This window comes from Rhodoferax sp. ZS1R8 (assembly GCF_056521325.1).
In genome coordinates this window covers 1-5574 of the sequence record NZ_JBWMBA010000013.1, presented here as the reverse complement: position 1 = coordinate 5574, position 5574 = coordinate 1, and the positions used below count along the sequence as shown (strand labels likewise).

The following is a 5574-nucleotide window of genomic DNA, read 5'->3' as shown; positions in this document are numbered from 1 at the left end:
ATCGGTGCAAGTGCGATCGAGTCCAGGAGTGTTTCGCACATCGTCAAACTTTGGGGCAAGTGCTCCTTTAGAGTGTCGGTTTCAAAGGATAAGGTGGCGATTGATCTGCCGAACTTGAGCAAGTCGATGCTTTTGAAAGTTGAAAAAGCCATTGTTGAGGCACTTAAGGAGGAGGGCGCTCTACCGTAGAGCACTTGCAAATGGCGCATGGTTGTACGCTAAGTGGGTACAAAAAAAGGGCGGTTAAACCGCCCTTTTTTTGTGTCCGTTTTCTGGGTGCTCTACGGTAGAGCACTAGCAATTGGTATGAGTTAGTACGCTACTCAGCATCCCAACCCCGCGCGCGGGCCAGGCGTTCCTAAAGAAACAAGGGCATAGGCTACTGCGGTGCGCCAATTTGTATTAAAAAGCGAATGGCAGCGCCGATATGACCGACCCAGCATTGGTGCGAGCTCGTGGTGGTTGGCCCCACCGCTGAGCGAGCCCGCCACAGAGCCCCCTGTGTCAGACTAGTTGTCGCTTCTAAAGATTTCTCTTTTAGAAGCCCAGACAACAATGAAACCAAAATATTCCCAAGCATTTATTGAACAAGCGGTGGTCAAGCTACTCGCCCGAGGCGATCGCCCGGTGCAGGCCGTTGCAACCGATCTGAACGTCAGTTACCACACGGCCAAGTATTGGATCAAACGTGCCCTGGTAAACCAGGCTGCCCCTGCAACGACAAAAGAGCGGCGCCCCCAAGACTGGAGCGTCCACGAGCAACTCGTGGCACTGCATGAAACCCACGGTTTGGCGGGCGATGCTTTGCACGCCTGGTGTCGGGAACATGGTCTGTTTGCCCATCACCTTACAAGCTGGCGCACGGCTTTTTGCGAGACCACAAAGGCAGCTCCCGGTACCGCTCCCGGTACCGGTATACGGGAATTGCGAATATTGAAAGACGAGAACGACCAACTCAAGCGAGACCTGGTGCGCAAAGAGAAAGCCTTATCGGAGGCTGCTGCACTGCTGATTCTGCAAAAAAAGTTCCGTGCGCTGTGGGAGGACGAGGTCAAATGACTACCCTTACACAGCGCAGCCAAGTCATCACCTTGGTCAGCGATGCCATTGCCGCAGGCGCACGCCAAGACCGTGCCTGTGGTGCCATTTCCTTGAGCGAACGAACTTTGCAGCGCTGGCAGCGCGACAAGTGCCGAGGTGACCAACGACCCCGGCGGGTGCAGGCACCCAAGAACAGGCTCAGTACGTCAGAGTGCCAAGCCTTGCTTGTTGTTGCCAACTCTGCCGAATTCGCCCATCTGGCGCCCAGTCAGATCGTCCCTCGTTTGGCAGACCAGGGGCAGTACATTGCCTCTGAATCTAGCTTCTACCGCGTGCTCAAGGCTGCCAGTCAGCTCCAGCACCGTGGCCCCCAGCGGCCTGGGCAAAAGCGCAGCAAACCGCGTGTGCTGAGCGCCAGCGCACCCAATCAGCTGTACAGCTGGGACATCACGTATTTGCCAACTCTGGTGACGGGAATCTATTTCTATTTGTACCTCTTCTTGTACCTCTTCTTGGACATCTTCAGTCGAAAAATCGTGGGCTGGCAGATCTATGACAGCGAGAGCAGTGAACTCGCTGGCGAAGTCATGCGTGATATTTGCAAACGTGAAAACATTTCACCCGATCAGATGAAGCTGCACTCTGACAACGGCAGTCCCATGAAAGGTTCTGCGATGCTGGCCACCTTGCAGTCTCTTGGGGTGTGAATGGCTGCCAAGAAGCGCACTTTTCTGGCGTTTGAGCGCGTTGTGAATCTTTGGGTTTCTGGAATTTCTATTGTTTGGCCCCTGCCAGGGCGCCGCAGGCCCCCCCGGGTAGGGCATGTATTCATGCACTACCCCTGTGACCTTGAATCGTGTTTGGAAGGCCCGCCAATCGCTTTGGATCGGTAGCGTGGTTGCGCCGTAGCGGTTTTGCGGCTGCGCTGTGATACTGCCTCACCGAAGTAGGCGGGCACAGCGACGGCCCTCACCGGCAAGTTTGTTCCGAGCGCTGCGCCCTACACCGTGTCAATAACGAGTGCTGCGAGATTGTTGCACTCTTGGACGACTTTCGTCCAACACACCTTTGGTCTACCAGAGGTGCTCATGTGCGAACTCCCCGCCCGACTCTTTCTGTGTGCACGGTGCCAAGCGCAAGTGCTGGTGTGCAGCCAATGTGACCGTGGCCAACGCTACTGCGCTGCGGGGTGCGCCGACATTACCCGCCAGACCCGACAACGCGAGGCCGGCAGTCGCTACCAGCAAGGCCGCAGTGGGCGTCACAAACACGCAGCCCGCATGCGTCAATTGCGCCAGCGCCGCGCCGTATCAGCAAAGATAGTGACGCATCAGGGTTCCCATGCCAAGCCTGTCGATGCTGTACTAGTGGGCAACGAATCACCTCTGGCAATTCCGCCCGATTCACAAGACCCCGCACTATGCAGCACATCCACACTGAGTTTGAGCAGCGCCAATGCAAGCGCCAACACCCGCACCGTCGCACTGCCATTGGTCTGGCGCTGCCACTGGTGCAAATCGCCATGCCCGGCGCTGGTGCGCCAGAGCTTTCTACGCCACAGCAGGTGCGTGCGTAATGGTCGTTACCCCTGAACTGCGCGCCCAGATCCTGCGGCTGTACCTAGCCGAGCATTGGCGCATCGGCACCATCGCCCGTCAATTGCACCTGCACCGTGACACGGTGCGTCGGGTGTTGGCCGTCTCCAGCGTGCTGCGCGCGCCGGCAGTTGCGCCGGTAAAGTTGATCGACCCGTTCATGCCATTCCTTCAAGAGACGCTGGCCAAGTTTCCAACACTGGCGGCCAGTCGGCTGTACGCCATGGTGCAAGAGCGTGGCTATTGCGGCGGCAGCTCGCATTTCCGCCACCTGGTGGCACCACTGCGTCCACGGCCCGTGCCTGAGGCGTATCTGCGGCTTCGCACCCTGGCAGGTGAACAAGCCCAGGTGGACTGGGCTCACCTTGGCCACGTTGTGATTGGCAAAGCCAAGCGGCCTTTGATGGCCTTCGTGATGGTGTTGTCGTATTCGCGGCGCATCTTTCTGCACTTCAGCCTGAACGCCCAGATGGACAGCTTCCTACGTGGCCACGTTCTGGCGTTTGCGGCATGGGGTGGGGTTCCCAGGGTCATCTTGAGTGACAACCTTAAAAGCGCCGTGCTGGAGCGTATGGGTGATGCCATCCGTTTCAATCCGGATTACCTGGCCTTCGCCGCCCATTGCCGCTTCGAGCCGCGTCCAGTGGCCGTGGCACGGGGCAATGAGAAGGGGCGCGTGGAGCGGTCCATCCGCTATATCCGGGAGAATTTCTTTGCAGCCCGTGTCTTTACCGATGTAGCGGATCTCAATGCCCAGGCCAAGATTTGGACAGACGGGCCGGCGTTTGAACGCCCATGGCCAGAGGGCGTGCAGTTGACGGTGCGCCAGGCGTTTGAGGTTGAGCAGCCCGCTCTGATGGCCCTGCCCGTGGACGCCTACCCGGTGGACCTGCGTCTTGAGGTTCAGGCCGATAAAACGCCCTATGTGCGCTTTGACCTCAATGACTACTCCATCCCGCATACCCATGTGCGGCGCACCTTGATGGTGCTGGCCAACGCAGACCGTGTGCGCGTGCTCGATGGCGCCGTTGTGTTGGCCGACCATGCACGCTGCTATGACAAGGGCATGCAAGTCGAGATCGCAGCCCATGTTGAGGAACTGGTGCAGCGTAAACGCGCTGCCCGCCAGCACCGGGGGACCGGTCGACTGACACAGGCTATTCCAGCCATGGCGGAATTGTTGACGCGCGCCGCTGCCAAAGGCCATCACCTCGCTTCTATCACGCGGGTGCTGGGCCAACTGCTGGATCACTACGGCGCACCGGCCCTACAGGAAGCCGTGCTTGAGGCCCTGCGCCGCGATGTTCCGCACCACAACGCGGTGCGTCTGGCCCTGGAGCGTGCACGCCAAGAACGCCGAGACAGCCCGCTGGTCGTGCCGCAACTCTCCGAGCGGGCACAGCGTATGGATGTGACGGTACAGCCGCACCGGCTGGACACCTATGACGATTTGCAAGCTCTGGTCGGTGATGCCGACGATGCACGCGATGCCTATGACACCGATATTGAGAAGGACGGCAAATGACAAAGACGTCAATGGCAAACGGCAACATGGCGCAACTTCAGAAACGAGCCCAAGCATTGCGACTGGCCGGGATGCTGGCCCACTGGGACACGCTTGTCAGCGACCCCAACCGACTGAGCTGGGCCACCGAACTGTTGGGATGGGAGGAAGCCGAGCGTGATCAACGCAGTCTGGAACGCCGGTTGCACGCAGCGCACATTGGAAAATTCAAACCATTGGCTGACTTTGAATGGGATTGGCCACGGCGCTGTGACCGTCAGACGATTGAAGAACTGATGACGCTGTCATTCATGGCGGACGCCAGCAACGTGATGTTGGTCGGCCCCAACGGGGTGGGCAAGTCCATGCTGGCGTGCAACTTGGGCCACCAGGCATTGATCCAGGGGCACACCGTGCTGTTCATTACCGCCGGGCAATTGCTGGGTGATCTGGCAGCACTGGACAGTGATTCGGCATTGCGCCGACGGCTAAAGCATTACGCGGCACCCGCCCTCTTGCTAATTGACGAGGTCGGGTATTTGTCCTATTCCAACCGGCACGCCGATTTGTTGTTCGAGCTGATCAGCCGACGTTATGAGCACAAGAGCACGGTCATCACGACGAACAGATCGTTCAAGGAATGGCATGAGGTGTTTCCCAATGCGGCTTGCGTGGTGTCGCTGATTGACAGGCTGGTGCATCGCTGCGAGATCGTGGCCATTGAGGGCGAGTCCTACCGGCTCAAGGAGGCCAAGGCGCGGGCTGAACAGAAGGCGACAACCCGTGCTAACGCCCCACGCAAGGGGAAGAAGCCATGACGCGCACATCCAAATCGGCCAAGCATCATCTGAATCTCAAGCCCATCAAGATGCCCGTCCTGAGTGACGAGGCAGTCATAGAGATCCAGGACTTCCTGCGTTTCGCCCTGGATGTCTTTGAGGACCATTACTGCCAGCAGATTGATCGCTTTTATAAGTCCATTTGGCAGGACTCACGTGAACTCGACTGGGACGATCCACCCTTCTGAACTGCGTTCATCGCAAACCCCCAGCGCCGCCAGATTTAACCCTGGCGGCGTTTGCATTGGTGGCATTGTTGGCGCCATCACATCCACGTTGAGGCATGCGCACTACCGAAACTGTTGAGTTCCAGCCCGTGCATGTGATTCCGTACAAAACCGCGCTTGACCGCCATCTATGCGCGCTTTCTGGCCGCCGCTAACAACTTAGGCACCTTGCACCGTTAAACTTCACCCTATGCACCCCGCCATCGCCCAACACCGCTCAGGCATTTCTGCCATCTGCCAGCGCTACCGCATTCGCCGGTTGGAAGTGTTTGGTTCCGCCGCTCGGGCAGACGACTTTGACCCGGAAAGCAGCGACGCAGACTTTTTGGTGGAATTCGCACCAGATGTGCAGCCTGGGTTGGACACTT

Annotated in this window: 8 protein-coding genes; all 8 read left to right on the top strand. The window is 58.3% G+C overall.

Translation table 11 applies throughout. The annotated features are described in order from the left end of the window. The coding region (locus AC097P_RS23110) for a hypothetical protein (RefSeq protein WP_479612792.1) at positions 1–189 on the top strand (189 nt) is incomplete at its 5' end. A gap of 324 nt (positions 190–513) precedes the next feature. Further along, a complete protein-coding gene (locus tag AC097P_RS23105; protein ID WP_479612791.1) occupies positions 514–1059 on the top strand; it encodes a transposase in 546 nt (181 codons plus the stop codon). Next, a complete protein-coding gene (locus AC097P_RS23100) occupies positions 1056–1748 on the top strand; it encodes a DDE-type integrase/transposase/recombinase (RefSeq protein WP_479612790.1) in 693 nt (230 codons plus the stop codon). The genes AC097P_RS23105 and AC097P_RS23100 overlap by 4 nt, the downstream gene beginning before the upstream one ends. A 713-nt stretch (positions 1749–2461) precedes the next feature. Further along, a complete protein-coding gene (locus AC097P_RS23095; RefSeq protein ID WP_479612789.1) occupies positions 2462–2617 on the top strand; it encodes a hypothetical protein in 156 nt (51 codons plus the stop codon). After that, on the top strand, positions 2617–4161 hold the full coding sequence (gene istA, locus AC097P_RS23090; RefSeq protein ID WP_479612788.1) for an IS21 family transposase: 1545 nt from the start codon (positions 2617–2619) through the stop codon (positions 4159–4161). Before AC097P_RS23095 ends, istA begins: the two co-directional genes overlap by 1 nt. Next, complete coding sequence (gene istB / locus AC097P_RS23085; RefSeq protein WP_479612787.1) at positions 4158–4958, top strand: IS21-like element helper ATPase IstB; 801 nt, start codon at positions 4158–4160, stop codon at positions 4956–4958. Before istA ends, istB begins: the two co-directional genes overlap by 4 nt. Then, on the top strand, positions 4955–5167 hold the full coding sequence (locus AC097P_RS23080) for a hypothetical protein (RefSeq protein ID WP_479612786.1): 213 nt from the start codon (positions 4955–4957) through the stop codon (positions 5165–5167). The genes istB and AC097P_RS23080 overlap by 4 nt, the downstream gene beginning before the upstream one ends. A 229-nt stretch (positions 5168–5396) precedes the next feature. Continuing rightward, positions 5397–5574: nucleotidyltransferase family protein (locus AC097P_RS23075; protein ID WP_479612793.1), on the top strand; the 178-nt coding region annotated here is incomplete at its 3' end.

Bases quoted from the DNA above. Each gene is read 5' to 3' on its own strand.
- AC097P_RS23100 (WP_479612790.1), top strand. From the start codon at position 1,056: ATGACTACCCTTACACAGCGCAGCCAAGTCATCACCTTGGTCAGCGAT.
- AC097P_RS23095 (WP_479612789.1), top strand. From the start codon at position 2,462: ATGCAGCACATCCACACTGAGTTTGAGCAGCGCCAATGCAAGCGCCAA.
- istA (WP_479612788.1), top strand. From the start codon at position 2,617: ATGGTCGTTACCCCTGAACTGCGCGCCCAGATCCTGCGGCTGTACCTA.
- istB (WP_479612787.1), top strand. From the start codon at position 4,158: ATGACAAAGACGTCAATGGCAAACGGCAACATGGCGCAACTTCAGAAA.
- AC097P_RS23080 (WP_479612786.1), top strand. From the start codon at position 4,955: ATGACGCGCACATCCAAATCGGCCAAGCATCATCTGAATCTCAAGCCC.